Source organism: Stenotrophomonas nitritireducens, assembly GCF_001700965.1.
In the GTDB taxonomy this organism is placed as follows: Bacteria; Pseudomonadota; Gammaproteobacteria; order Xanthomonadales; family Xanthomonadaceae; genus Stenotrophomonas; species Stenotrophomonas nitritireducens_A.
Window position 1 is genome coordinate 1,240,237 of sequence record NZ_CP016756.1, and the last position, 25,695, is coordinate 1,265,931.

The following is a 25,695-nucleotide window of genomic DNA, read 5'->3' on the forward strand; positions in this document are numbered from 1 at the left end:
CCCAACATGATTCTGTAGGAGCGGCGTAAGCCGCGAAACAGATGGTCCGGCAGATTGCAGGCAGCGCCATGATTCCAGCGATACCCGCTTCGCGGCTGACGCCGCTCCTACAACGCGTCGGCAAAGCCCTTGCCGAGCATGGCTCGGCACTACACGACAGCTGCTGCCTGCGCGGTCGGGTTCGGGGTCGGCGCGCCGATCCTGCGCAGGGTATTGCGGTCGGTATGTGCGAACGGTTCGCTGCGGTCAGGAATGATCAGCACCGTCTCCTGCTCATAGGACCAGGTTCCATCGTCATTGATGGTGACCTGAATCTCGTAGCTCTCGGTGCGGAAGGCATGCTCCAGAAAGGGATTGGAGCTGATGCCATTGGTCGTCGAACCGCGCTCGGCACGCAGGCGGAAGGTCTTGGCATCGGCCGCCGCCTTGCCCACCGCCATCGCGGTCTGCCCGCGCGGGATGCTCAGGGTCTGGATCAACGTACCGGTGGCAGGCTCCCACAGCCAGTAACCGACCTGATCGTGAAACGTCTCCACTTCACCGGGTTTGACGATGCGCGTGTGGTAACGCAGGCCGTAGAACAACTGCGGTCCGTTGGGCTGGGCATCAATCGGCTGCAACTCGACCCGCTCGATATACGCCTGACGCTCGGGGCCATCGGCTTTCGGGTTGACGTCCATGCCGCGCTCACCGATCCAGATGCCGGCCAACGGCGCCAGCGGCCCAAGGTTGGCCAGCGTATCGGGATCGGCGCTGGGTTCGGTATAGATGTCTTCGGGGAACGTCGTCATGGGGCACAGTCCTGGGGTTATGCCGCCGATGGTACGCAGAACGTGGCACAGGCTCATCCCTGGCTGTCCACAGCTCGTGGACAAAATATCACCATGTTTTGCAGAGGCCCATGCGCCAAGGGCTACCACGCCTTATCCACAGCTTGTGTAGGCAGCAGAACACAGCCTGTGTGGATAGCGCAGCAAGGTAGAGCCGAGCCATGCTCGGCTGGGCTTTCCGGCGCATCCAAGGCGGCTTTGCTTGTAGGAGCGGCGTCAGCCGCGAAACAGACGGTCCAACAGATTGCAGACAGCGCCATGATTCCAGCAGCCCAAGCTTCGCGGCTTACGCCGCTCCTACAGGTAGCCAGGAAGGCCCCTGCCGAGCATGGCTCGGCGCTACGGTACTCATCCACAGCTCATGGACAAAATATCACCATCTTTTGCAGAGGCCCATGCAGCAAGGGCTGCCGCGCCTTATCCACAGCTTGTGTAGGCAGCAGAACACAGCCTGTGTGGATAGCGCCAAACAGGTAGAGCCGAGCCATGCTCGGCTGGAGCTTTCCCGGCGAATCCAAGGGCTTTTTTGTAGGAGCGGCGTAAGCCGCGAAGCTGATGGAACATCCGCAGAGCAGACATGGCTGTTGAATCATTGATAGCAGCTTCGCGGCTTACGCCGCTCCCACAAAAACCACTGTCACTACCCCGGTAGAGCCCCTGCCGAGCATGGCTCGGCACTACCCTGCTACTGGCGGCGGACGGCCTGCACGACCTGCAGGCGACGCAGGCGGCGCATCACTTCGGCCAGATGGTTGCGGTCGCGTACCTGGATGTTGAAACACAGTACCGCGGCGTTGAAATCGCGGTCCAGGTAGTCCACCCGCTCGATGTTGGAATGGCTCTGCGCGATGGCCGCGGCCAACTGCGCCAATACGCCGGTGCCGTTCTCCACCTCGACCACCAGGGCGGTGTCGTAATCGCCCACCACGCTGGTATCCCAGCCAATCGGCACCCAGCGGTCCGGCGTCTTGCGCAGTTCGGCCAGGTTCGGGCAATCCAGACGGTGCACCACGATGCCCTTGCCGGCAGTGTGGTAGCCCATGATGTCGTCGCCAGGAATCGGCTGGCAACAATTGGCGAAGCTGACCACGCCGCGCTCGCTGCCATTGATCAGGATCTTCTCCTGGGCACGATGGGTCACGCCGCTGGCGCGCAGCTCGGCATAGGACATCAGCGCCTGCGCGGCCTGGGTCGGCATCCAGTTGCCCAGCGCCACGTCGGCCAGGAAGGCCTCCAGGCGCGGATAGCGGTGCTCGCTCAGGAAGGCATCCAGGCGCCCCTTGGGCAGCCGTTCGATCGAGCTGTCCATTGCTTCCAGCGCGCGGTCCAGCATGCTGTGGCCAAGCTGCACGGCGTCCTCGTGCTCCAGCTGCTTGAGCTGGTGGCGGATGGCGGTACGCGCCTTGCTGCTGACCACGAATTCCAGCCACTGCGGCTTGGGCGAGGCCGAGCGCGCGGTGATGATTTCCACCGTTTGCCCGCTCACCAGCCGGGTGCGCAGCGGCACCAGCTTCTTGTCCACGCGCGAGGCCACCGCGCGGTTGCCCACGTCGGTATGCACCGCATAGGCGAAGTCCAGCGCGGTCGAGTTGCGTGGCAATGCCAGGATCTTGCCTTTGGGCGTGAACAGATAGACCTCGTCCGGGAACAGGTCGACCTTGACGTTGTCCAGGAACTCCAGCGACGAGCCGGCGGTACGCTGCGAATCGATCAGCTCCACGATCCACGCATGCGCCCTGCTCTGCGCGCTGTTGGGGCCGTCACCGCCGAACTTGTAGGTCCAGTGCGCGGCCACGCCGCGCTCGGCGATCAGGTCCATTTCCTCGGTGCGGATCTGCACTTCAATCGGCGAGCCATACGGGCCGAACAGCACCGTGTGCAGCGACTGGTAGCCGTTGGCCTTGGGAATGGCGATGAAGTCGCGGAAGCGCCCGTCCAGCGGCTTGAACGCGGCATGCACGCCGCCCAGCGCGTGGTAACAGTTGGGCACGTTGCGCATCACCAGGCGGAAGCCGAACACGTCCATCACCTGGTCGAAGCTTTTGTTCTCCTCGCGCATCTTGGTGTAGATGCTCCACGGTGTCTTGATGCGGCTGATCAGGCGATGTTCCAGCCCTTCGCGCGCAAGCCGCTGCGACAGCTGCACTTCCACCTGCGCCATCGACTCGCGACGCACCACCGGCTGGCTGCGGATGTGTTTCTCGATGATGGCGTGGCGCCACGGGTACAGTGCGCGGAAGCCCAGGTTCTGCAGCTCGGACTTGATCAGGTTCATGCCCAGGCGCTGGGCGATGGGCGCGTAGATGTCCAGCGTTTCGGTGGCGATGCGGCGCCGCGCTTCGGCACTCTGCGCGCCGAGGGTGCGCATGTTGTGCAGGCGGTCGGCCAGCTTGATCATGATCACGCGCAGGTCGCGCGACATCGCCAGCAGCATCTTGCGGAAGCTCTCGGCGGCCGCTTCCTGGCGGTCGCGGAACTTGAGCTTGTCCAGCTTGGTCACGCCCTCGACCAGATCGGCCACGGCCTGGCCGAACTCGGTGGCCAGTTCCTCGCCGGTGAGTGGGGTGTCCTCGATGGTGTCGTGCAGGATGGCGGCGATCAGGGTTTCAACATCCAGGCCCAGTTCGGCCAGGATGCGCGCCACCGCGACCGGGTGGGTGATGTAGGGCTCGCCGGATTTGCGGGTCTGGCCGGCATGCGCGGCCGCGCCCACTTCCCAGGCACGACGCAGCAGCGGCAGCTGCTCGGCGGGGAGATAGCTGGCTGCGCGTTCGAGTTGCAGTACATAGTCAGGTATCACCCCGCCCGCGGGCGTGGCTACCTGGGCGGAAGGGCCTGGGTTCATGTCAGAAGACTATTCCAGCGGGCGTTCCACGGCAATTGCCACAACGCAAACAGCCCGCTTGCGGCGGGCTGTTTGCAGACAACATCAATCAATGCCGTAGCGGCAATCAATCGTCGTTCTTGGACATGTCTTCGTCGGCAACCACTTCAGCGGCAGCCCACTCAAGCGCTTCACGCTCGGCGCGCTCACGCTCGGACTTCTCGACTTCCTCGATCAGGTCGTTGTCGATGCGACGGGCGGCGATCTCGCGCAGCGCCAACACGGTCGGCTTGTCCTCGGTCTCGCTGTTGTCGATCGTCGCCTGGACACCATTGGCCAGCTGACGGGCACGCTTGGACGCCATCATGACCAGCTCAAAACGGTTGTTAACGACTTCCAGGCAATCTTCTACGGTAATGCGGGCCATGCGGGCTCCCGGCGACCTGCAACGGCCGCTCGATCGAATGAGGGAAAGGGGACGGATTGTAGGGGCAGGCGGGGGTTGAAATCAAGTCAACGCCTGAACAGCCCCTTGCGGATCAATCACTTGCTCGGTTTTCAGGGGTCAGCAGCGAGGCAATCAGCTCGGCGTGGCGCTGCTGCTGGGGGGCGCAGCGCAGCCGGCTGGCGGCGAAGATCGAGCACATTTCGCCCACGGCGGTGTCGAAATCCTCGTTGATGATCACGTAGTCGAACTCGTCGTAATGCAGCATTTCCTCGCGCGCGGCGGCCAGCCGCTGGGCCATCACCGCCTCGCTGTCCTGGCCGCGCTTGCGCATGCGCTCGTCCAGTGCCTGCCGCGAGGGCGGCAGGATGAACACGCTGACCGCGCCGGGCACCTTGTCGCGCACCTGGCGCGCGCCCTGCCAGTCGATTTCCAGCAGCACATCCTTGCCGGCCGCCAGCTGCGGCTCCACCGACTGCCGGGCCGTACCCTTCCAGTCGCCATGCACCAACGCGTGCTCGAAGAAATCGCCGGCGGCGATCATCTGTTCGAACTCGGCGGCGGAGACGAAGTGGTAGTGCTTGCCGTTCACCTCGCCCGGGCGCATGGCCCGCGAGGTGAAGGAGATCGACAGCGAAATGTGGGGGTCGCGCGCCAGGGTGGCGTTGACGATGCTGCTTTTGCCGGCCCCGGATGGGGCAGCGACGATGTAGAGGGTGCCACGCATGCGGTGGGCCAACGGCGGAATGGCCCGGCATTGTACCGGCGTGGGCGGGTCTGTGCAGGGACCGGGGGTTCATGGCCGCCCAGAGCCTTGTGGGAGCGGCGTCACCTGTAGAGCCGAGCCATGCTCGGCTGGGGCGTTACCCGTAGAGCCGAGCCATGCTCGGCTGGGGCGTTACCCGTAGAGCCGAGCCATGCTCGGCTGGGGCGTTACCCGTAGAGCCGAGCCATGCTCGGCTGGGGCGTTACCTGTAGAGCCGAGCCATGCTCGGCTGGGGCGTCACCGGTAGAGCCTTTGCCGAGCATGGCTCGGCACTACAGGAGCTTTGCTTTGCCGAGCATGGCTCGGCACTGCAAGAGCTTTGCTTTCTGCGCTTACTCGATGTTCTGGACCTGCTCGCGGATCTGGTCGATCAGCACCTTCAGCTCGACGGCGGCATTGGAAGTGCGCGCGTCCACCGACTTGGAGCCCAGCGTGTTGGCCTCGCGGTTGAACTCCTGCAGCAGGAAATCCAGCCGGCGACCGACCGGCTCGCGCTGGCGCAATACGCGGCGGATTTCGGCGATATGGCTGTCCAGGCGGTCCAGCTCCTCATCCACGTCGAGCTTCTGCAGCCACATCACCAGCTCCTGCTCGGCGCGGCCTGGGTCAACCGGGTGCGGCAGGTCGGCCAGGCGTGCGGCCAGCTTGACCCGCTGCCCTTCACGGATGGCGGGGATCAGTTCCCGCACTTCGGCGGCGATGCGCTCGACCGAATCAACGCGTTCGCTGATGGCGTTGGCCAGGTTGTCGCCCTCACGCTCACGCGCCTGCACGAAGCTGCCCACGGTTTCTTCCAGCAGCGCCAGCGCTTCGGCGTGCAGGGCGGTGCTGTCGACGGCCTCGGCGCGCAGTACACCCGGGTGCTGCAGCAGGTCGGTGAAGCCCACCTGCATTCCCGGGAAGCGGCCATGCAGCCGCTGCGCCAGTTCAGCCAGCTGATCGACCAGCACTTCGTTGACAGCCAGCGAAGTGGCGGTTTCCGGTGCGCGCAGGCGCATCACCAGGTCGAGCTTGCCGCGGCTGACCCGGGCGGCAACACGCTCACGCAGCTGCGGCTCCAGCGCACGCAGGTCCTCGGGCAGGCGCACGCCCACTTCCAGGAACCGGTGGTTGACCGAGCGCAGTTCGCAGCCCAGCGTGCCCCAGGGGGTGATGCGTTCGCCGCCAGCGTAGGCGGTCATGCTCCGAATCATGTGTTTTCCGATGCGTTTCAAAGGGCGAATGGTAACCTAGCCGCCTCTGGACGCTGGTGCATCAACCGCCCGGACGCCCACCTGATCATCTCGTACTAACGGATCCCCCATGACCTTTTCCCGTCCCAGCGGCCGCACGGCCGACCAGTTGCGCACCGTCACCATCGAGCGCTCCTTCACCCGTCACGCCGAAGGTTCGGTGCTGGTGAGCTTTGGTGACACCCGCGTGCTGTGCACCGCCAGCGTCGAAAACCGCGTGCCGGGCTTCCTGCGTGGCAAGGGCGAAGGCTGGGTGACCGCCGAATACGGCATGCTGCCGCGCTCCACCCATACCCGCTCCGACCGCGAAGCCGCGCGTGGCAAGCAGGGTGGCCGCACGCTGGAAATCCAGCGTCTGATCGGCCGCACCCTGCGTGCCTGCATTGATCGCAATGCCCTGGGCGAACGCACCATCACCCTGGACTGCGACGTGCTGCAGGCCGACGGCGGCACCCGCACCGCTGCCATCACCGGCGCCTATGTCGCCCTGGTCGACGCGGTCAACCTGCTGATGAAGCGCGGCGATATCAAGCGCAACCCGCTGTTCGGCGCAGTTGCCGCCGTTTCGGTTGGCGTCTACAAGGGTGAGCCGGTGCTGGACCTGGATTACGCCGAGGACAGCGACTGCGATACCGACATGAATGTCGTCATGAATGATGGCGGCGGCTTCATCGAACTGCAGGGCACGGCCGAAGGCCACGCCTTCCGTCGTGACGAACTGGACGCGCTGCTGGTGCTGGCCGAAAAGGGCATCCGCGAGCTGTTCGACGCGCAGCAGGCGGCATTGGCGCAGGCATGAACCGGCGCCTTGCCCTGGTCACCGTGGTAGTGGCCGACTACGACGAGGCGATTGCCTGGTACACCGGCAAGCTGGGCTTCCAGCTGCTGGAAGACCTGGACCAGGGCCGCAAGCGCTGGGTGGTGGTCGGCCCGGCCGATGGCAGCGCCGCAGCGCTGCTGTTGGCACGCGCCAGCGACGAGGAACAACGCAGCCGCATCGGCAACCAGACCGGCGGCCGCGTTGGCTTCTTCCTGCACACCGATGACTTCTGGCGTGACCACGCCGCGATGACTGCACAGGGCGTCGAATTCCTCGAAACCCCGCGCGAAGAGCCCTATGCCACCGTCGCGGTGTTCCGCGATCTGTATGGCAACACCTGGGACTTGTTGGAGCCCAAGCAATGAAACTGGTACTGGCCAGCGGCAACGCCGGCAAATTGAAGGAACTGCAGGCCATGCTGGCCGGGCTGCCGCTGCAGATCGTGCCGCAGCGCGAACTGGGCGTGGACGACGTGCCCGAAACCGGCCTGACCTTCGTCGAGAACGCGCTGATCAAGGCGCGCCACGCCTGCGAAGTGACCGGCCTGCCCGCGCTGGCCGATGATTCCGGCCTGATCGTCGACGCTCTCAACGGCGCCCCCGGCCTGTACAGCGCGCGCTATGCCGGCAGCCCCACCGACGATGCCGCCAACAACGCCAAGCTGCTGCAAGCGCTGCGCGATGTGCCGGCCGAGCGCCGCACTGCCCGCTTCTATGCGGTGATCGTGCTGCTGCGCCACCCCAATGATCCGCAACCGCTGATCTGCGAAGGCAGCTGGGAAGGCCGCATCATCGATGAAACGCGTGGCAGCAATGGCTTCGGCTACAACCCGGTGTTCCTGGACGAAGAACTCGGCCTGACCGCCGCGCAGATGGAACCGGCGCAGAAGAACGGCCGCAGCCACCGTGCCAAGGCGCTGCAGTTGTTGATGCAGCAATTGTCACAACTCAAGCTCGATTGACCACGGAGAGCAACCGATGACACCACGCCGCTATCGCACTGGACTGGGACTTTTAGGATTGGTCGCCATTCTTGGCGGTATCAGCGGCGCTATTGTCGGTGGCCTGCTGGCGTACGACGGCGAGCACTCATGGCTCGCCCTTCCGCTTTGGACGCTTGGCTGTGCCGTCGCGATTTCGCTGATCGCCGCGCCCATCATGTGGCAGCGTGTGGTGCTGGACGAGCGCGCTGGGCAGCTGCGTTACCACAACATCGCCACCGCACACCGGTGGCGTCACATACCCTTGGTCGATGTACTTGAAGTGCGCTTCGACAACTGCATCGACAAACGCAAAGCCATGGTCTCGGGGCTGTATCTGCATATGCGCAACGGCACCCGGCCGGCGCGCCATCGGCTCATGGACAACGAGGTTGGTGGCTTTCAAGGGCCATCGCCGCTGTTCCGTGATGTTGCCGCGACCGTGTTGCGCGCACAGCCACGTTCGCTGATCGATCCAAGTCTGCTGGCCGCGCAATAGCGCCCGCACCCTCCCCTCTTACGTATCTGCCGTCCATGCCGCACTCCCACGATCACTGCAACCACCTTCCCGGCGAATCCTGCTCGGTCGAGCACGGCCACACTGCCGGCGTGCAGCTTGTGCCGCCGCCACTGGCGCTGTACGTGCACCTGCCCTGGTGCGTGCGCAAGTGCCCGTACTGCGATTTCAACTCGCATGCCGCCAAGGGCGAGCTGCCGTTCGATGCCTATATCGACGCGCTGATCCGCGACCTGGACCAGGACCTGCCACTGGTCTGGGGCCGGGTGGTCAGCAGCGTGTTCTTCGGCGGCGGTACGCCCAGCCTGTTTCCGCCGGAGGCGATCGACCGCTTCCTGCAGCAGGCCAGCGCACGGCTTCGTTTCGCGCCGAACCTGGAAGTGACGCTGGAGACCAACCCCGGCACCGCCGAGCACGGCCGCTTCGACCGCTACCGCGCGGCCGGGGTCAACCGCATCAGCTTCGGCATCCAGACCTTCAACGATGAAGCGCTGCAGCGGCTGGGCCGCATCCACGACAGCAAGGAGGCCGAACGTGCGGTCAAGCTGGCGCAGGACGCCGGCTACAACAACTTCAACATCGACCTGATGTATGCGCTGCCACAGCAGACGCTGGCCCAGGCCGAGTACGACCTTGAACGCGCCTTCGCGCTGGACCCCACCCATATCTCGCACTACCAGCTGACGCTGGAGCCGAATACGGTGTTCTTCGCCCGCCCGCCGCAGGGCATTCCCGACGAAGACAGTGCCTGGGACATCCAGGAACACTGCCAGGCGCTGCTCGCAGAACGCGGCTATGGCCAGTACGAGGTCAGTGCCTACGCCCGTGACGGCTGGCAGTGCCAGCACAACCTCAACTACTGGCGCTTCGGTGACTACCTGGGCATCGGCGCCGGCGCGCATGGCAAGATCAGCTCAGGCGCCGAGCAGCACGTGCTGCGCCGCTGGAAGCACAAACACCCGCAGACCTTCATGGATACCGCCGGCAGCCTGGCCAGCATCGGCGGCGATGACGTGATCGGCGCCGAGCGGCTGCCGTTCGAGTACATGCTCAACCTGCTGCGCCTGCACGAAGGTTTCAGCCTGCGCGACTTCGAATCGCGCACCGGTTTGGCACGGAGCGTGCTTCTGCCATCGTTGGCGGTGGCGGTGGAACGTGGCTGGCTCATCAACAACGGCGAACACTGGGCACCCACGGAACTTGGCCGCCGCTTCACCAACGATGTGGTGGAGTTGTTCCTGACCTGAGACCGTCAGAAAGTGACACTTACATCACATAAATGGTAGAAAACGCCCATTCAGGGGAAGGAACGCAGGATGTCAGGCACCGCACCACGCTCATCCAGCCAGGCCATGGCACGGATTGCCGCCACGCAGGCACCTGCCCGCGTCCGCCACCTGCTGGAAATCGCGTTCCTGGCTACCGACGAGGTGCTGCGCACGCCGCTGCAGTTGACCGCCATCGACCTGGAACGGGCCCTGTTCAAGCAGGCGGAAATGGCCCACAACAGCCAGATCCAGTCCGACATCTATGCCCAGCTGCGGGTGCTGCGCGACCACGCCGAACAGCTCCCGGATTTTTTTCTGGACGCGCTGGCTGCACAGGTAGCCGCCTTCAAGGAGGCTCCCAAGGCCACGCCCGAAGCGCATGCGGCGGCATTCAAGGCGATGACGCTGGTCGAGGACACCGATATCGACCGCGACATCGTGCTGCACGAGATGGCACGACGCGAAGCGTTCCGCACCACCAACCCCTTGTTGCTGCTGGGGCAGCGTTTTGCGGTGTTGGCCGCGCAGCCGGCGTTTGACCCCGAGCGCCTGCCGGTTGGCCCCTATGCGCTGTGCCGCGCGTTGCGCGACTGCGGCGAGCAGATGCAGTTCAACCTGGATACGCAGTTGGCGCTGTACCAGGTATTCGAGCGCTTGGTGATGCCACGCCATGGCGAGCTGCTGGATCGGCTCAACATCCTGCTCGAACGCGAAGGCGTACTGCCGGGCCTGGTATATCGCCCGCATCTTCCCCGCCCTTCCGCCCCGCGCGGCACCGGAACTGTCGCCGGGCAGGCTGATGGTGGCAGCGCCGGACCCCGCGCGGCAGGCAACGCCCCGTTGACCAGTTGGCAAGGCCAGGCCCCGGCGGCCTCGTGGGCAAGTATTTCCAATGAGCTGCAGGGCGCCGCAACGCCTGCGCCGGTCCAGGCCGGGCGTGCAACGGCGCAGATGGCGGGCGTTGCCGCCACCATGGCACCGATGGAAAGCCTGCACAGCCTGCTTGATGCCGCACGCAATGCACTGGCGATGGGCGCCGGCGGTGCAGCCGGTGCAGCTGCTGGCGGCACGCACGCCGGCCCCGCCACTGGCGCGCCGGCAGGTACCGCCATGCCCGACTTCGCCGCCCTGCAGGCGCAGGCCCAAGCCGGTGGCGCTCCCGCCTCGCCGCCGACAGCCCGCAATGCAGCCGGTCCGGCGCCCGAACCGGTCTCCACCCAGACCGCGATGGACGTACTGGGCAAACTGCAGGCCGCTGCGTCGTCACCCGGCAGCCGCCACGGCATGGCGGACATCCGCAATGCGCTGATCGCCCAGGTCAAGGCCGAACACGGCCCGGCGGCGACCCTGTCCGCACGCGACGGCGACACCATGGACCTGCTGGGCATGCTCTATTCCGAGCTGCAGCGGGAAGTGCGCAGCGAAGGCCCGGCCGCCGACCTGCTGCGGCGCCTGCAGGTGCCACTGGCGCGTGCGGCCATCAGCGACCATGAATTCTTCCTGCGCGACCAGCACCCGGCCCGCGAACTGCTCAATGCGGTGGCCGAATCCGGCGCGGTCTGGCTCAGCGACGACGACAGCGATCCGGTGCTGCTGCTCAAGCTCAAGGACGCGGTCAACAAGGTCGTCACCGATTACCAGGGCGACGAGACGGTCTTCGTCGAAGCAAACGACATCATCCAGGGACACCTGCGCGCTGCGGCCCGCCGCGCGGAAATGGCCGAGCGCCGCCAGGTGGACGCCGCGCGCGGCAAGGAACGCCTGGAGGCCGCCAAGCAGCTGGCCAACGGCACCATCGATGCGCTGTGCCAGAGCAGCGAACCGCCCAAGTTCGTGCAGACCCTGCTGCGCAAGGCCTGGGCCGACGTGCTCACCCTCACCCTGCTGCGCCACGGCGAAGGTTCGGACGAATGGCAGCAACGGGAGCAGGCCACCCGCCGCATCGGCGAGATCACCGGCCTGGCGCCCGGCGGTGCCGCCGACACCAGTTTCGGCGAGGAAATCGAGCAATCGCTGCTGCAGGTGGGCTACCACCAGGACGAGGCCGCGGCCATCTCACGCCGGCTGTCCACGCCGGGCGGCGAGGATGCCATCACCTCGCGCACGGAGCTTGCCGCCAAGCTCAAGACGCGCGCGCGCCTCGGCGAGTCCGGTGAGCCCGAAGAAGAAGAGCGCCGCAGGAAAGCCGAGCCGGCACGCAGCGAGCAGGAGGAGGCGCACTACCGCCAACTGCGCACGCTGCCGTTCGGCACCTGGTTCGAATTCATCGTCAACCAGCAGGGTGACAACCGCCGCCAGCGCCTGTCCTGGTACAGCCTGATCACTGGCAACGCCCTGTTCGTGAACCAACGAGGCCAGAAGGTGTCGGAGCATTCACTGGATGCGATGTCGCGGCTGATGGCCAAGGGCCAGCTGCGCATCGTCACCGAAGACCGCGGCCGCCTGATCGACCGTGCCTGGCAGGCCACCGTGCGCGCGCTGCGCTCGATCGCCGGCGGCCAGGCCACCAACGCCGGGGAGTCGGCATGATCACCAATACCCGCCGCGCACCGCGCCTGCAGGTCCCCGAGCTGGTGCCGGTACGCGACCAGATGACCGGTGCCCAGATCGGCCGGCTCGGCAACATATCCGAAACCGGCATGTTGCTGATCACCTCCGTGGCCCTGCAGGACGACGCCCTGTACCAGCTGCAGTTTCCGATCGACGACGGCCGCGGCGGCCAGCTGCAGATCGACGTCGGCGTGCACCTGCTGTGGAACGAGCCCACCCATGCGCCCGAGCAGTCCTGGGCCGGGTTCCGCTTCCTGACCCTGGACAAGGGCCAGCGCGCGCAGCTGCAACGCTGGATCGAGGACCGGCTTCCGCCAGCCTGAGTGCCGAAAACGGCACAGCAGCGGTGCGCCGATTGCGGCAAAATCGGGGTCTGCATTCCGCATGTCCGAGCGAGCCACCGCGATGAACCAGCCCGATCCAGCCAACCTATACGCCCAACACCTTGGCGAAATGATACGCCGTGCCGACGCGGCGCTGGCGCGCGGCGGTTTCGATCACCTGGTGGTTCCCAGCGGCACCCAGCATTACCAGGTGTTCGATGACCGCGATTACCCGTATGCGGTGAACCCTCAATTCAAGACCTGGCTGCCGCTGACCAAGCTGCCCTACAGCTGGCTGATCCACACCCCGGGCAGCCGCCCGACCCTGGTGTTCTACCAGCCCTTCGATTATTGGCATGTGGTACCGGACGCACCGAGCGGCTGGTGGGTGGAGCACTTCGACATCCACATCATCCGCAAGCCCGAAGAAGCGCTGGCGCTGCTGCCGGCCGACCCAAGCCGCTGCGCCATCCTCGGTGAAGCGCAGAGTGCGCTGGGCGGCTTCGCGCCGAACAATCCGCCGGCGGTGATCAACTACCTGGAATGGCATCGCGGCTACAAGACCGCGTACGAAATCGCGCTGATGCGGCAGGCGCAGGTATTGGCCGTACGCGGCCACCGCGCCGCCGAAGCCGCGTTCCGCGCCGGGGCCAGCGAGTTCGAGATCCACATGGCCTATTGCAGCGCGGTGGGCCAGGACGCCAACGAGCTGCCCTACGGCAACATCATCGGCTTGAACGAACACGCCGCCGTGCTGCACTACACCGACCTGGGCAAGCAGGCCCCGCAGCCGCTGCGCAGCTTCCTGATCGACGCCGGCGCCTCGGCCTACGGCTATGCCAGCGACATCACCCGCACCTATGCGGCAACCGGCCACAGCGAATTCCAGGCCTTCATCGACGCGGTGGACGCAGCACAGCTGAAGATGTGTGCCGCGGTTCGTGCAGGCTTTGATTACAAGCAGCTGCATGTGGACGCCCACCTGTCGCTGATGGGCATCCTCAAGGATTTCGGCGTGATCAATGTCTCCCCGGAGGCGGCGTTGGCGACGGGTGTGAGCGCGGCATTCTTCCCGCATGGCATCGGCCATCTGATCGGTGCACAGGTGCACGATGTAGCCGGCTTTGCCGCTGGCGAAGACGGCGGCCGCATCGAGCGCCCGGCCGGCCATCCCTATCTGCGCATGACCCGTGTATTGGAACCGGGCATGGTGGTCACCATCGAGCCAGGCCTGTACTTCATCGACATGCTGCTGGACGAGGTAAAGAAGGCCGGCAACGCCACCAGTGTGAACTGGGACCGGGTGGACTTCTTCCGTCCTTATGGCGGCGTACGCATCGAAGACGAAGTGCTGTGCACCGAGGGCGAAGCGGACAACCTGACTCGCCCGGAATTTGCCGCACAAGCATGATCGCTTGCCTGGGCGGCAGTTAGCTCTCGCCCAGGTTGTTGGTTCGCAGATCGGATGTATCTGATTGTGGTCAGGCGAAAGCCGGACGGTATTCGGCTGCGCTCCGTCCCCTACCCCGTTTGATGTCCAGGGCTTCCCGGGTGCGCTGAGGCTTACCCGGGCTACGGATGACGCCAGCCTTTCACTTCCGCCGAACGATATTCAGCCCAGCAAGCAACGCGGCTGCAGCTGCAGTTGCAGCTGCAGTTGCAGTTGCACTTGCAGTTGCACTTGCAGTTGCAGTTGCAGTTGCCCTCCCTTACGCAAAGCGTAGGGGAGGGTATGGGAGGGGTGCTCTGCCTTGGCTCTGCCGGGTGCATTCGCCTTTGCTTCTGCCTTTGCTTCTGCCTTTGCTTCTGCCTTTGCTTCTGCCTTTGCTTCTGCCTTTGCTTCAACGCTGTTGCTTCAACGCTTTTGCTCTACCGGGTCCCCTTCCGCAGCGACGGAGCTGGCAGACAAGACCCCGTACGGGGCGACGTGCAGGACGCACGTCGTTTTTCGACGATACAGGGATGTATCGTCGAAAAATCCTGCCAGCGGAGTGGACCTGGAGCGCGCAGCGCGGAAGGCGCGTAGGCAGGGTGTGCTTTCTTTTGGTTATCTTTTCTTTGCACAAGCAAAGAAAAGTAACTCGCTCCCCGAAGGGGAGTGAAAGCATTTGCTTTGACTTGCCCGTTGGCATTTGCGAAACAGGCAGAAACAACAGAAACAGAATCAAGGGCTTTCGCCCCCCTTCGGGGCGCGAGCGCACCTTTCTTTGCTTGTGCAAAGAAAGGTGGCCCAAAGAAAGCACACCCTGCCTCCGCGCCCACGCCGCTTCGCGACACGGGTCCACTCCGCCGCCGGGATTTTTCGACGATACATCCCTGTATCGTCGAAAAACGACGTGCGTCCTGCACGTCGCCCCATTCGGGGTCTTATCCGTCGACTACGTCGCTGCGGAAGGGACCCGGTAGATCAAACGCTTGGGAGCAACTGCAAAGGCACATTCAACTGCAACTGCCGGAGCCAAAGCAAAGCACCCCTCCCATACCCTCCCCTACGCTTTGCGTAAGGGAGGGCAAGTGCAGGAGCAAAGGCAATAGCAACGGCAAGTGCAAGTGCGAGTGCGAGTCCGCACACTGCCGCCAAACACCTCGCGTCTCAGCGCTTGGCCATGAACGCCTCGATCTCGTCGGCACTGCGCTCCAGCGCAGCGGTCAGCACCCGGTGACCATCCTCGGTGATCAACACATCGTCCTCGATGCGGATGCCGATACCGCGCCAACGCGCTTCCACATCCCGATCATGCGGCGAGATGTAAAGCCCCGGCTCGATCGTGAACACCATGCCCGGTTCCAGCAGACGCGACTCGCCAGCCACCCGGTAGTCGCCGACATCGTGCACGTCCAGACCCAGCCAATGACCGGTCTTGTGCCGGTAAAAACGCTGGTAATGGCCCTCGATGATGTTCTCCTCCAGGTCGCCCTTCAGCAGACCCAGTCGCAGCAGGCCCTCGGTCAATACCTCCACCGCCGCCAGATGCCCTTCTTCATAGGCGATACCCGGCCGCGCCTGCTCCAGCGCCGCCGCCTGTGCCGCCAGAACAAGATCGTGCAAGGCGCGTTGTTCCGGGCTGAAGCGGCCGTTCACCGGAAAAGTGCGGGTGATGTCACTGGCATAGCCGCGGTACTCGGCACCGGCATCGATCAACACCAGATCGCCATCGGCGCTGCCATGCGTGTTGTCGCGGTAGTGCAGCACACAGGCATTGGCACCGGCGCCGACGATGCTGCTGTACGCAGGCCAGCCATCCGCCGCGCGGAATTCGCGCTCCAGTTCGGCCTGCAGTTCGTACTCGTGGATACCCGGCCGCGCCGCACGCATCGCCGCGCGGTGCGCGCGTACGCTGATATCGGCCGCCGTCTGCATCAGTGCGATCTCATCGGCACTCTTGTACAGCCGCTGCTCATGCAGCAGATGCCCCAACTCCAGGAATTCGTGCGGTGGTTGCGCGCCATTGCGTACCTGCGAGCGGACCCGGTTCACCCAACCAATCAGCTTCAGGTCGAAATCCGCATCGCGGCCGAAGTGGTAATACACCCGCGACCGCCCTTCCAGCAGCCCTGGCAAGATTTCGTCCAGATCGTCGATTGGATACGCATCGTCCATACCGTAGCGCGACACCGCACCGTCCTGACCTTCGCGTGGACCATCCCAGGCTTCGCGGTCGGGATCGCGTTCACGGCAGAACAGGATGACCTCACCGTGCTTGCGGCCCGGTATCAGCACCAGCACGGCTTCCGGCTCTTGGAAACCGCTCAGGTACCAGAAGTCCGAATCCTGCCGGTACGGGTAGAACGTGTCGTTGCTGCGCACCCGTTCCGGTGCGGCAGGCAGCACCAGGATGGCGTCATCACCGGCAGCCTCCATCAACTGGCGGCGGCGGCGGGCGTACTCGGCAGGGGTAATCCCGGAAAGACGCTTCATCACCAACCTCAGTTCAGGCTTTGCCGATGGCGCGAGCCCATCACGCAGTCGCCATGCAACAGCAGCGCCGCAACCCGCACGAATTCCTCGATCTCGGACAGCGCGTCCTCGTCTTCGTCGGCACTGTCGAATTCATCGCTGGAGGCCTGCGCCAGACGTGCCAGATCCTGCAGCGCCTCTTCGCCCTCCTCGCTCAGCGCCGGGCGCTTGCCCGAGGCCAGGCCGAAGCCACCCAGGAAGGCGCGGCACCACTCGAACAAAGCATCAGTACGCGCCTGCAACGGCTCGGCGGCGTCCACCAATACCAGCTCGAAGGCGAAGTCACGGTCTTCCAACTGGGCAACCGTGGCCTGCCGCAGCAGGTCCAGCGCCGAGCCCGGCTCGGGGGTTGGCAGGCCGTCATCGGCCAGCACCTTGGCCGGCCACGCAGGCAGGTCGGCACCACCGGCGGCCAACCAGCCGCACAGTCCGCCGTGGAGTTCGGCCGGGGAAGCACCCAGGCCCAGCGACTGGCTGGCCTGGAGGATGTCGTTGACGGCGGGAAGATCGGTCATGTCACTGGTCTGTAAAGCGGAGAGGATCACCGTCACACTGGGATGACGGCGGCCCTACAGTGTACCAACCGCACCGCAAACTCCTTCTTGACCGGCCCTCATCCGCATGCCTATCGTGCCGCCCATGGACTCCTTCGACCCCGCTGGCCAACTACAGGCCCTTGTCTCCCGCCTCGAGCTGCTGCTCGAGCGCAACCAGCGGCTGAGCGATGAAAACCGCAGCCTGCGCCAGCAGCAGGAACAGCTCATCAGCGAGCGCTCGCAGCTGCTGACCAAGAACGAGCAGGCCCGCTCGCGGGTGGAAGCCATGATCACCCGCCTCAAGTCGCTGGAGCAGCACACGTGAGCAACAACGAACCGGTCAGCGTCCATATCCTGGACCGCGAGTACACCGTTGGCGTGGAACCGGCCGAACGCGAAAGCCTCACCGCAGCGGCCCGCGTGCTCGACGGCAAGATGCGCGAGATCCGCGGCAGCAACCGGATGGCGGCGGTGGACCGCATCGCGGTGCTGGCCGCACTCAATCTGGCGCATGAACTGCAGCAGCTGCGCGACGAGCAGCTTGCGCAGCAGCAGCGGTTCCAGTCCGCCATGAACGAGCTGAACCGGCGCTTGGACATGGCCATCGACAACGCGCGTTGATCCAGCTGAGCAGCTCAGGCAGATGAATCCGTAATGAGCCAAAAACACTGCACGCAACCGCGCAACCTCGCTATACTGGCCACGCGTTCTCTGCTGTGAACGACGGCGTGTGCAAACATTCGCCTTGTCCCTTAATTACGACCACGGGGGCGCGACGGAGCCGGGTGTGCAAGTCCGCCTTGTAGCGGGAAGCCCGATGGCCCCCCAGCGTTCCCACTTGAACCCCGGGTTCAAGGTCGTTTCGCACGCATCGTCACCGCGGAGAATGCAATATTCCAGAACGGCGCCTAACGGCGCCGTTCTTTTTTTGTCCTTCTCCCTCCGGGAGAAGGTGCCCGAAGGGCGGATGAGGGTAAGGGGCAAACCGTCACGAAGCTTGGCTACGCCAGTGCTTCGCACTTACCCTCTCCCCAACCCCTCTCCCGATGGGAGAGGGGCTTCAGCTCCCTGCCCGCAGACTTTTCCCCCATGACTGCCGATCCCCGCCAACTCCTTCGCCAGCAACTGCGCCAGCGCCGCCGCGACATCCCCGCCGCCGAGCGCATTGCCGCCGCCGAGACACTTGCGGCGCATCTGCTGTCCCTGCCCTTCGCCGGTATCAGCGGCCATGTCGCCGGCTACTGGGCAATGGACGGCGAGATCGCCCTGCACCGCTGGCAGATGCAGCTACCCGCACAACAGACGTATTGCCTGCCGGTGCTGCACGGCAAGCTGCTGCGCTTCGCGCCGTGGCGGCCCGGGCAGGCGCTGGTCAGCAACCGTTATGGCATTCCCGAGCCCGACGTAGACCCCGCGCAGGCGCTGCGGCCGGAAGAAATGGCCCTGGTGGTCGCGCCGCTGGTCGGCTTTGATGACGGCGGACGGCGGCTGGGCATGGGGGGCGGCTGGTATGATCGAAGCTTCGCATTTCGGCAGCGCCAGGCCGCGCCGCCGTGGCTGGTGGGGGTAGGTTTTTCCGCCCAGCAGCTGCCGTCATTGCCGGTCGAGCACTGGGATGTGGCGGTGGATGCCATCTGTACCGAGCAGGCCACTCTCTACCCGGAACCGTTGAACGCATGACCGCCCGCAAGCGCTACTGGCTGATGAAGTCCGAACCGGACGCCTTTTCCATCGACGACCTGCAGCGCGTAGGCACCGAACCGTGGAACGGCGTGCGCAACTACCAGGCGCGCAATTTCATGCGCGATGGCATGAAGGTTGGTGACGGCATCCTGTTCTACCACTCCAATACCAAGGTACCGGGCATCGTCGGCATTGCCACGGTGGCCAGCGAGGCCTACCCGGACGACACCCAGTTCGATCCCAAATCTGACTACTACGACCCCAAGAGCACGCGCGAGCAACCGCGCTGGATGCTGGTGGACGTGGGTTTCGAGCGCAAGCTGGCGCAGGTGATCGCGCTGGACGAGATCAAGCTGCATGCCGAGGAGCTGGGCGAAGGGTTTCCACTGACCGCCAAGGGCAACCGGCTGTCGGTGTTCCCGGTCACCGCTGCGCAGTGGAAGCTGCTGCTGTCGCTGGAAAAGAAGCCCAAATAAGCACCTTTTTGTTGTGGGAGCGGCGTAAGCCGCGAAGCTGACACTCTTTCAGATCTCCGGCTTCGCGGCTTACGCCGCTCCTACAAACAACCTGTTTTCCAACCTGATTGAGCCCACCATGTCTGAAGCCAAGCGCCTGGCCGCCGAAAAAGCCATCGAGTACGTGCAGAAGGGAATGATCGTCGGTGTCGGCACCGGTTCCACCGTTGCCTATTTCATCGAAGCGCTGGCCCGCATCAAGGACCAGATCGAGGGCGCGGTTTCAAGTTCCGACCAGAGCACCGCCCTGCTCAAGGGCCACGGCATCGAGGTGCTGGACCTGAACCACACCGGCGGCCTGTCGCTGTATGTGGACGGCGCCGATGAATGCGATGGCAACAAGAACCTGATCAAGGGCGGCGGCGCTGCATTGACCCGCGAGAAGATCATCGCCGAGGCCAGCAAGCAGTTCGTCTGCATTGTCGACCCCAGCAAGCAGGTCAAGGTGCTGGGCAAGTTCCCGCTGCCGGTGGAAGTGATCCCGATGGCACGCAGCCTGGTGGCCCGCGAAATCCTGGCACTGACCGGCGGCCAGCCGGTGTGGCGCGATGGCGTGGTGACCGACAACGGAAATCTTATTTTGGACGTGCACAACCTGGCCATCACCGACCCGGTCAAACTTGAGCAGCAGCTCAACCAGATTCCGGGCGTGGTCACGGTTGGCCTGTTCGCGCGCCGCCCGGCCGACGTGGTCATCATCGGCGGCGAACCGCCGCAAGTGCTGTAAGCCAAGGCAGCACGGCTTTGGCTTTGGCTTTGGCTTTGGCTTTGGCTTTGGCTTGATGCTCTGGCTTGATGCTCTGGCTTGATGCTCTGGCTTGATGCTCTGGCTTGATGCTTTGGCTTGATGCTTTCGCTCTAGCTGTCGCTCCCGCTTTGGCTTGATGCTCTCCCTTCTCCCGTTCACGGGAGAAGGTGCCCAACGGGCGGATGAGGGCAAGCTTCTGACTTCCACCGAATCCGCCAGAAGGCCTCCCAAAGGAACCAGGTCCCAACCCATGTCCAACTCCTTCCTGCGTACGATCTTCACCCTTTCCCTGCTGGCCCTCGCCGGCTGCGCCAGCGCCGACGGCAAGCACTGGGTGGAACTGGCCGGCACCCGCTACCACGTGGAACTGGCCCAGAACGATGAAACCCGTGCCCGCGGCCTGATGTTCCGCGAGCAGATGGACGCCGACCGCGGCATGTTGTTCGTCCACGACCGCGAAGAACCGCAGGCCTACTGGATGAAGAACACCAAGATCCCGCTGGACATCCTTTACTTCGACAGCCAGCGCCGCCTGGTCGGCCAGCAGCGCGACGTACCGCCGTGCTCGGCCGGCGACATGTGCCCGCCCTACCCCAGCTTCAACCCGGCCCTGTACGTGCTGGAGCTCAACGCCGGCCAGGCCGCCAAGCTCAAGCTGGAAGACGGCGCCGTGCTGACCTTCGGCCCCGGCATCAGCTCCGGCAACTGACTGGAATACACCGTTTGAACAGCGGCGCCCTTGAACCGGCGCCGCTTTGCCGCCAGTCTTGGGGCATGTCTGAAACGCGCATTACCCTGCCGCAGTGGGAAGAACTGGCCGCCTTGCCCGACGAGGCGATGCCGCTGCTGCCCACCGCCCTGCTGATCGCACGCGACGAATACCCGCAGCTGGACCCGGCCGCCTACGACCGCGTGCTGCAGGCCCATGCCGACCACCTGCGGGTGGAAGTGGAGGCCATCGGTGAATGGCCGCTCAAGGTTGCCGCCATCAACAACCACCTGTTCAACGAGGTGGGCTACAGCGGCGACAACGACGAGTATTACGACCCGCGCAACAGCTATCTCAACGAGGTGTTCGAGCGCCGCCTGGGCAACCCCATCTCACTCGCGCTGGTGCAGATCGAAGTTTCGCGCCGGCTGGGCCTGCCGCTGGAAGGTATTTCCTTCCCCGGCCATTTCCTGGTGCGACTGCCGGTGGAAGATGGTGTGCTGATCATGGACCCATTCAACGGCGGCCGGCCGCTGGGCGTGGACGAACTGCGTGAACGCGCGCGCAGCAACCTCGGCGGAGAGACCCCGGACGACAGCGTGCTCGCCCAGATCCTCGACCCCGCACCGCACCGCGCCATCCTGATGCGCATGCTGCGTAACCTGCATGGCGTGTACGCCGAGCGTGGTGAATGGGACCGCGCCGCACGCAGTGCCGACCGCATCCTCAAGCTGGCGCCCGAGCAGGCCGATGCCGTGCGCGACCGCGGGCTGGCCTATCTGCAGCTGGAACACCTTGCTGGTGCCCGCGTCGACCTCGCCCGCTACCTGAAAATGGAGCCCGACGCGGCGGACGCCGTCAGCATCCGCGAGCGCCTGATCGAGCTGAGTGGCGGAAAGCCAAGGCTGCACTGACCTCGCGGTGCCTGCCTTGGCTTTTGTGGGAGCGGCGTCAGCCGCGAAGCCAGGGCTGCATCCGAAGCCGATGAATATCCCTATCCCCCCCCGAGGGAATGGGCTGACATTGCTTACGAAAAGCCGCCTCCACGAAGAGAACATGTTTGCCCATGGCTTCGGCTGCAACCCTGGCTTCGCGGCTGACGCCGCTCCCACAAACCAGGCGCTGCGGCTCAAGGCGGTGCGGCTCAATCCAGCTCGACCATCTCGAAATCGTCCTTGGTCACGCCGCAGTCCGGGCAGGTCCAGGTGTCGGGTATATCTTCCCAGCGCGTGCCTGGGGCGATGCCTTCTTCCGGCAAGCCGTCGGCCTCGCGGTAGATGAAGCCGCAGACGACGCACATCCAGTTGCGCAGGGTGGAGGCCGTAGCGTCGGACATCGGGGATAATCACCGGACAGAGAAACGGCGTTGATTGTCACATTCCCGCCGCCGTACCGGTAGCCACCCATGACCCAGTTTGCCGACGCCCGAGGCGTCTACCTGATCACCCCCGACGAAACCGACAGCGCGCGCCTGCTCGAACGGGTGCGCCCGCTGCTGGCCGGCACCACCTGGCTGCAATACCGCAACAAGGCGGTCGATGCCCCCACCCGCCTGGCCCAGGCCACAGCCCTGCAGGCCTTGTGCGCCGCCGCTGGCGTGCCGCTGATCATCAACGACGATGCTGCCTTGGCCGCACAGGTAGGCGCCGCCGGCGTGCATCTGGGCGAGGACGACGGCGACATCGCCGCAGCCCGCGCCCTGCTCGGCCCACAGGCCATCATTGGCGCCTCCTGCTATGACCAACTGGCCCTGGCCCAGCGCGCGGTCGCCGCCGGTGCCAGCTATGTGGCCTTCGGGGCGTTCTTCCCCAGCCGCAGCAAGATCACGCCGCGTCGCGCCAACCCCGAGCTGCTGCGACAAAGCGCCGCACTGGGCGTACCACGGGTGGCGATCGGCGGTTTGACCCCGGACAATAGTCGGCCTGTGGTGGAAGCTGGCGCGGAGCTGATCGCGGTGATCAGCGGCGTGTTCAGCGAGGCGGACCCGGTGGCTGCGCTGGACGCTTATCGGCGCTGCTTCCAGCACCAATGACCTATTCCTTCTCCCTTCGGGAGAAGGTGCCCCGAAGGGGCGGATGAGGGTAGGTTTCCGCGTTCGCTTGCTAGAAGCTTCCCCTCCCCCCAACCCCTCTCCCGCACGCGGGAGAGGGGCTAACGCTCCGCTTCGCTCAGCAACTCGATCTAGCGCTCTTTCAAAGGACTCACAATGAACCACGCCCAATCCCACGACCTGTTCACGCGCGCCCAGACGCTGCTGCCTGGCGGCGTCAATTCGCCGGTGCGTGCGTTCAAGTCGGTCGGCGGTGAACCGTTCTTCGTGCAGCGCGCCGGTGGTGCCTACCTGCATGACGTGGATGGCAACGCCTATATCGATTACGTCGGCTCCTGGGGCCCGATGGTCGTTGGTCACAACCACCCGACGGTGCGCGAGGCCGTGCAGCAGGCGATCGGCAATGGCCTGTCGTTCGGCGCGCCGTGCGCGGCTGAAGTGACCATGGCCGAGACCATCACCCAGCTGGTGCCGTCCTGCGAAATGGTGCGCATGGTCAACTCCGGCACCGAGGCCACGCTGTCGGCGATCCGCCTGGCGCGTGGCGCCACCGGCCGCAACAAGATCGTCAAATTCGAAGGCTGCTACCACGGCCACGGCGACTCCTTCCTGGTCAAGGCCGGCAGCGGCATGCTGACCCTGGGCGTACCCACCTCGCCGGGCGTGCCGGCCGGCCTGAGCGAGCTCACGCTCACCCTGCCTTACAACGACTTCGACGCCGCCACCGCGCTGTTCGAGCAACAGGGCAAGGAAATCGCCGGCCTGATCATCGAGCCGGTGGTCGGCAACGCCAACTGCATCCCGCCGCGCGAAGGCTATCTGCAGCACCTGCGCGCGCTGTGCACGCAGTACGGCGCGCTGCTGATCTTCGACGAAGTGATGACCGGTTTCCGTGTCGCCTTGGGCGGCGCGCAGGCCTATTACGGCATCACCCCGGACCTGAGCACCTTCGGCAAGATCATCGGCGGCGGCATGCCGGTCGGCGCCTATGGCGGCCGCCGCGAGCTGATGTCGCAGATTGCCCCGGCCGGCCCGATCTACCAGGCCGGCACGCTGAGCGGTAACCCGGTGGCGATGGCCGCCGGTCTGGCAATGCTGCAGCTGGTGCAGGCACCGGGTTTCCACGAACGTTTGACCGCAGCCACCAACACGCTGTGCGACGGTTTGGAAGCCGCAGCGCGCGATGCCGGCGTGGCCGTCACCACCAACCGCGTCGGCGGCATGTTCGGCCTGTTCTTCACCAACGAGAAAGTGGAGACCTACGCACAAGCGACCGCCTGCGACATCAAGGCCTTCAATGTGTTCTTCCACGCCATGCTGGAACGCGGGGTGTTCCTGGCACCGTCGGCCTATGAGGCGGGCTTCCTGTCCAGCGCACACGACGATGCGGTGATTGAGGCCACGCTGGTGGCAGCGCGTGAAGCCTTCAAGGTAGTTGCTGCAGGTTGATCCTGCAGCGGCTTCGGTAAAAAAACAGGTCCGCTTCATCCGGTAACGCTGTTCTTCCTGACGAAGCAGCGTTACCTGGAACGGAAAGCCGATTGCACACCGATTTGTGGGAGCGGCGTCAGCCGCGAAGCAAGCGGCATCATCGGATTGCAAAGATGCCATGGACTGAAGCAACGTCAGCTTCGCGGCTGACGCCGCTCCCACAAGGAGCCAGCCAGCTCGTCACCAACGTAGCCCGGGTAAGCGCAGCGCACCCGGGATTCAAAACTGATCAATCAACCAAAAACCAGCTTGCCCTTCATCATTCCCCAATGCCCCGGGAACGAGCAGAAGAAGGTGTAATCGCCACCACGCGTCAGCTTGCTGGTCTCAAAGCGCACCTGGGTGGTCTGGCCACCGCCAATGACCGGGGTGAACGCGATCACCCGCGCATCATTCTTCGGCAGGTAGCTGTCGGCGAGCGTTGAACGCATGCCCGCCGTGGCCAGCGGCTGGAAATCCGGGGTACGGCTGAGCACCCAGTTATGCCCCATCGCGGTGGCCGGCATCCTGCCGGTGTGCTTCAGGGTCAGGTCCACCTGGGTGCAGTCGGCGGCAACCCGGATCTGCGGCTGCGAGAACTGCATGCGATCGTTGCTTTCGATGGTGACCGCACAAGTACGCGCCATTGCAGGTGCAACGGGCAACAGGCCGACAAGGGCAAACAACAGCAGGCTGGAACGCTTCAAGGTGAACTCCGGGCAGGGACAACGATATTGGCTGGATTCTAGGCAAGCGCGTGGATTTCCACCTGTGACGCGATGTCGCAGGCTGCACTGAGGCGCAGCGCCAGCGATACTGCAAGCCCACATCTGCCTTGCCCGCATGCAAAGACCCCACGCCCTACTGCTGGATTTCGATGGCCTGCTGGCCGAATACGACCATCGCACCCATCTGAGCGAGTTGGCCGAGGTCGCGCACTGCACCGCCGCACAAGTTGATGCGGCACTACGCGAGGAAGGCCTGGAACTGGCGCATGCGCGTGGCGAACTGGATGGTCCGCAACTGCTGGCCGCCCTGAACCTGCGCTTGCACAGCCGCTTGCAGGCGGAGGACTGGCACCGTGCACGCCGTGCCGCTACCGTCGTGCGCCGCGACAGCGTGACCCTGCTCCACCACCTGCGACCTGGCGTGCAGGTGGCCATCCTCACCAACAACGGCCTGCTCACCCAGCCGGTGATCGAACAGCTGCTGCCCGGCATCCCGGTGCTGTGCAGCGCGACGCTGGGCGTGCGCAAACCCGATCCGGCCGTCTATCGCGCCGCCTGCACGGCCCTGCACTGCGAACCGGCGCGCACACTGTTCGTCGACCATCTGTTCCGCAATGTGCAAGGCGCACGCGCCGCCGGCCTGCTGGCCGATACCGCTCACCACACTCAATCGCTGCGCAAACTGCTCAAGCGCTACCAGCTGCGCTGAGCAAACCGGTCCTTCGGCACTGCGCTGTTGGCTAC

27 protein-coding genes and 1 other RNA gene are annotated in these 25,695 nt (G+C 64.9%); 19 read left to right on the plus strand and 9 right to left on the minus strand.

Going from position 1 to position 25,695, the window contains the following annotated elements:
- Nucleotides 1–149 precede the first annotated feature (149 nt).
- The 5 genes from BCV67_RS05295 to BCV67_RS05315 form a co-directional block, all read right to left on the minus strand.
- Complete coding sequence (locus BCV67_RS05295; protein ID WP_062166787.1) at nt 150–791, minus strand: FABP family protein; 642 nt, start codon at nt 789–791, stop codon at nt 150–152.
- A 724-nt stretch (nt 792–1,515) separates the two neighbouring features.
- Nucleotides 1,516–3,675 (minus strand): RelA/SpoT family protein, encoded by a 2,160-nt coding sequence (locus BCV67_RS05300; protein WP_062166788.1) that lies wholly within the window; start codon nt 3,673–3,675, stop codon nt 1,516–1,518.
- 106 nt (nt 3,676–3,781) lie between these two features.
- Complete coding sequence (rpoZ, locus tag BCV67_RS05305) at nt 3,782–4,081, minus strand: DNA-directed RNA polymerase subunit omega (RefSeq protein WP_057629054.1); 300 nt, start codon at nt 4,079–4,081, stop codon at nt 3,782–3,784.
- Between the two features lie 112 nt (nt 4,082–4,193).
- The gene (gene gmk, locus BCV67_RS05310; RefSeq protein WP_062166789.1) at nt 4,194–4,826 is read right to left on the minus strand and encodes a guanylate kinase; all 633 of its coding nucleotides are present in this window, start codon (nt 4,824–4,826) and stop codon (nt 4,194–4,196) included.
- Nucleotides 4,827–5,197: 371 nt separating this feature from the next.
- Nucleotides 5,198–6,058, minus strand: a complete 861-nt coding sequence (locus BCV67_RS05315) for a YicC/YloC family endoribonuclease (RefSeq protein WP_062166790.1) — start codon at nt 6,056–6,058, stop codon at nt 5,198–5,200.
- Between the two features lie 109 nt (nt 6,059–6,167).
- On the opposite strand from BCV67_RS05315, the gene rph reads away from it, so the two are divergent.
- From rph to pepQ, 8 genes are all read left to right on the plus strand, one after another.
- A complete protein-coding gene (rph, locus tag BCV67_RS05320; RefSeq protein ID WP_062166791.1) occupies nt 6,168–6,896 on the plus strand; it encodes a ribonuclease PH in 729 nt (242 codons plus the stop codon).
- Nucleotides 6,893–7,282 carry a VOC family protein gene (locus BCV67_RS05325; RefSeq protein ID WP_062166792.1) on the plus strand — a complete coding sequence of 130 codons (390 nt, stop codon included), beginning with the start codon at nt 6,893–6,895 and terminating at the stop codon, nt 7,280–7,282. The genes rph and BCV67_RS05325 overlap by 4 nt, the downstream gene beginning before the upstream one ends.
- Nucleotides 7,279–7,878, plus strand: coding sequence for an RdgB/HAM1 family non-canonical purine NTP pyrophosphatase (rdgB, locus tag BCV67_RS05330; RefSeq protein WP_062166793.1), 600 nt, complete (start codon nt 7,279–7,281; stop codon nt 7,876–7,878). The genes BCV67_RS05325 and rdgB overlap by 4 nt, the downstream gene beginning before the upstream one ends.
- 16 nt (nt 7,879–7,894) lie before the next feature.
- Nucleotides 7,895–8,395, plus strand: a complete 501-nt coding sequence (locus tag BCV67_RS05335) for a hypothetical protein (protein ID WP_156455760.1) — start codon at nt 7,895–7,897, stop codon at nt 8,393–8,395.
- Between the two features lie 35 nt (nt 8,396–8,430).
- Nucleotides 8,431–9,660, plus strand: coding sequence for a radical SAM family heme chaperone HemW (gene hemW, locus BCV67_RS05340; protein WP_065868049.1), 1,230 nt, complete (start codon nt 8,431–8,433; stop codon nt 9,658–9,660).
- A gap of 69 nt (nt 9,661–9,729) precedes the next feature.
- Nucleotides 9,730–12,210, plus strand: coding sequence for a DUF1631 domain-containing protein (locus tag BCV67_RS05345; RefSeq protein ID WP_082746502.1), 2,481 nt, complete (start codon nt 9,730–9,732; stop codon nt 12,208–12,210).
- Nucleotides 12,207–12,554: a PilZ domain-containing protein gene (locus BCV67_RS05350; protein ID WP_062166796.1), complete on the plus strand. Its 348-nt coding sequence runs from the start codon at nt 12,207–12,209 to the stop codon at nt 12,552–12,554. Before BCV67_RS05345 ends, BCV67_RS05350 begins: the two co-directional genes overlap by 4 nt.
- 82 nt (nt 12,555–12,636) lie before the next feature.
- The gene (gene pepQ, locus BCV67_RS05355; protein WP_062166797.1) at nt 12,637–13,965 is read left to right on the plus strand and encodes a Xaa-Pro dipeptidase; all 1,329 of its coding nucleotides are present in this window, start codon (nt 12,637–12,639) and stop codon (nt 13,963–13,965) included.
- Nucleotides 13,966–15,147: 1,182 nt separating this feature from the next.
- Here the strand turns inward: pepQ and pepP are convergent.
- Entirely contained in the window at nt 15,148–16,473 is a 1,326-nt protein-coding gene (pepP, locus tag BCV67_RS05360) for a Xaa-Pro aminopeptidase (protein ID WP_062171436.1), read from the minus strand.
- A gap of 8 nt (nt 16,474–16,481) precedes the next feature.
- Nucleotides 16,482–17,027, minus strand: a complete 546-nt coding sequence (locus BCV67_RS05365) for a YecA family protein (RefSeq protein ID WP_062166798.1) — start codon at nt 17,025–17,027, stop codon at nt 16,482–16,484.
- Between the two features lie 124 nt (nt 17,028–17,151).
- Between BCV67_RS05365 and BCV67_RS05370 the strand changes: the two genes are divergently transcribed.
- From BCV67_RS05370 to BCV67_RS05405, 8 genes are all read left to right on the plus strand, one after another.
- Complete coding sequence (locus BCV67_RS05370) at nt 17,152–17,373, plus strand: TIGR02449 family protein (protein ID WP_057629073.1); 222 nt, start codon at nt 17,152–17,154, stop codon at nt 17,371–17,373.
- Complete coding sequence (locus BCV67_RS05375; protein ID WP_062166799.1) at nt 17,370–17,669, plus strand: cell division protein ZapA; 300 nt, start codon at nt 17,370–17,372, stop codon at nt 17,667–17,669. Before BCV67_RS05370 ends, BCV67_RS05375 begins: the two co-directional genes overlap by 4 nt.
- 84 nt (nt 17,670–17,753) lie before the next feature.
- Nucleotides 17,754–17,938, plus strand: a non-coding RNA gene (gene ssrS, locus BCV67_RS05380) — 6S RNA.
- Nucleotides 17,939–18,137: 199 nt separating this feature from the next.
- Nucleotides 18,138–18,728: a 5-formyltetrahydrofolate cyclo-ligase gene (locus BCV67_RS05385; RefSeq protein WP_062166800.1), complete on the plus strand. Its 591-nt coding sequence runs from the start codon at nt 18,138–18,140 to the stop codon at nt 18,726–18,728.
- Entirely contained in the window at nt 18,725–19,207 is a 483-nt protein-coding gene (locus BCV67_RS05390; protein WP_057629079.1) for an EVE domain-containing protein, read from the plus strand. Before BCV67_RS05385 ends, BCV67_RS05390 begins: the two co-directional genes overlap by 4 nt.
- Nucleotides 19,208–19,325: 118 nt before the next feature.
- The gene (gene rpiA / locus BCV67_RS05395) at nt 19,326–19,973 is read left to right on the plus strand and encodes a ribose-5-phosphate isomerase RpiA (protein WP_057629081.1); all 648 of its coding nucleotides are present in this window, start codon (nt 19,326–19,328) and stop codon (nt 19,971–19,973) included.
- Nucleotides 19,974–20,244: 271 nt separating this feature from the next.
- Complete coding sequence (locus BCV67_RS05400; protein WP_062166801.1) at nt 20,245–20,703, plus strand: DUF192 domain-containing protein; 459 nt, start codon at nt 20,245–20,247, stop codon at nt 20,701–20,703.
- 65 nt (nt 20,704–20,768) lie between these two features.
- Nucleotides 20,769–21,617 carry a SirB1 family protein gene (locus BCV67_RS05405; protein ID WP_062166802.1) on the plus strand — a complete coding sequence of 283 codons (849 nt, stop codon included), beginning with the start codon at nt 20,769–20,771 and terminating at the stop codon, nt 21,615–21,617.
- 230 nt (nt 21,618–21,847) lie between these two features.
- Here BCV67_RS05405 and BCV67_RS05410 read toward each other — a convergent pair whose 3' ends face one another.
- Nucleotides 21,848–22,039, minus strand: a complete 192-nt coding sequence (locus BCV67_RS05410) for a rubredoxin (RefSeq protein ID WP_062166803.1) — start codon at nt 22,037–22,039, stop codon at nt 21,848–21,850.
- 69 nt (nt 22,040–22,108) lie between these two features.
- Between BCV67_RS05410 and thiE the strand changes: the two genes are divergently transcribed.
- Nucleotides 22,109–22,735 carry a thiamine phosphate synthase gene (gene thiE / locus BCV67_RS05415; protein WP_062166804.1) on the plus strand — a complete coding sequence of 209 codons (627 nt, stop codon included), beginning with the start codon at nt 22,109–22,111 and terminating at the stop codon, nt 22,733–22,735.
- A gap of 174 nt (nt 22,736–22,909) precedes the next feature.
- Nucleotides 22,910–24,202: a glutamate-1-semialdehyde 2,1-aminomutase gene (hemL, locus tag BCV67_RS05420; RefSeq protein WP_062166805.1), complete on the plus strand. Its 1,293-nt coding sequence runs from the start codon at nt 22,910–22,912 to the stop codon at nt 24,200–24,202.
- Between the two features lie 275 nt (nt 24,203–24,477).
- On the opposite strand, the gene azu is transcribed toward hemL, so the two are convergent.
- Nucleotides 24,478–24,870, minus strand: a complete 393-nt coding sequence (gene azu / locus BCV67_RS05425; protein WP_156455950.1) for an azurin — start codon at nt 24,868–24,870, stop codon at nt 24,478–24,480.
- A 196-nt stretch (nt 24,871–25,066) separates the two neighbouring features.
- Here azu and BCV67_RS05430 point away from each other — a divergent pair, with 196 nt between their 5' ends.
- Nucleotides 25,067–25,660 carry an HAD-IA family hydrolase gene (locus BCV67_RS05430; protein ID WP_062166806.1) on the plus strand — a complete coding sequence of 198 codons (594 nt, stop codon included), beginning with the start codon at nt 25,067–25,069 and terminating at the stop codon, nt 25,658–25,660.
- The last annotated feature ends 35 nt before the right edge of the window (nt 25,661–25,695 follow it).